Source organism: Micromonospora sp. H61, from assembly GCF_018070325.1.
GTDB lineage: Bacteria > Actinomycetota > Actinomycetes > Mycobacteriales > Micromonosporaceae > Micromonospora > Micromonospora salmantinae.
The window spans coordinates 1-476 of record NZ_JAGPXY010000253.1; the positions used below are offsets into that span (position 1 = coordinate 1).

A 476-nucleotide genomic window follows, 5' to 3' on the forward strand; every position below is an offset into this window, starting at 1 on the left:
GCGATGTCTTCGTGGGTTCGAATCCCACACCCTCCGCCTCCTTGATCCACTCGACTTTTCGGACGTCGGGGTGTTCGGGCCACGCGGATACCGTGATTTCCTGAATGCCGAGTGGATCTGGCGCGGGTCAGCCTTCGTCGGCGGTAGCGCGCCTGGTCCACGCCTCGTAGCTGAGCAGCACGGCGAGGAACGCGGTGAGCAGGCCGAGCGCGGCCAGGCCGGGCAGGTAACGGCCGACGGGGAGTAACAGCAGCGCCACGACGGGAGCGACGAGCTGCCCCGGTCGCACGCACCGGACGCTGAGACTCAGGAACGTCGCCCGGCCCGCGAGGAACAGGGCGGTACCGCCGAACAACGCGACAGTCGGCATCCAGTCCGAGATGCCGTGGGACTCCTCGTGCGCCAGGCCGGCCAGCACCTGCTCGACTCCCAGTGCCACGTAGATGGTCCCGGCGAGTACCGGGAAGTGGGCAACG

The 476-nt window shown here is 68.3% G+C and carries 1 protein-coding gene; it reads right to left on the minus strand.

The window, feature by feature from the left end:
- Positions 1-127: 127 nt before the first annotated feature.
- Positions 128-476, minus strand: a 349-nt coding sequence (locus tag KBX08_RS33455; RefSeq protein WP_210787740.1) for a low temperature requirement protein A, incomplete at its 5' end; no start/stop codon positions are given.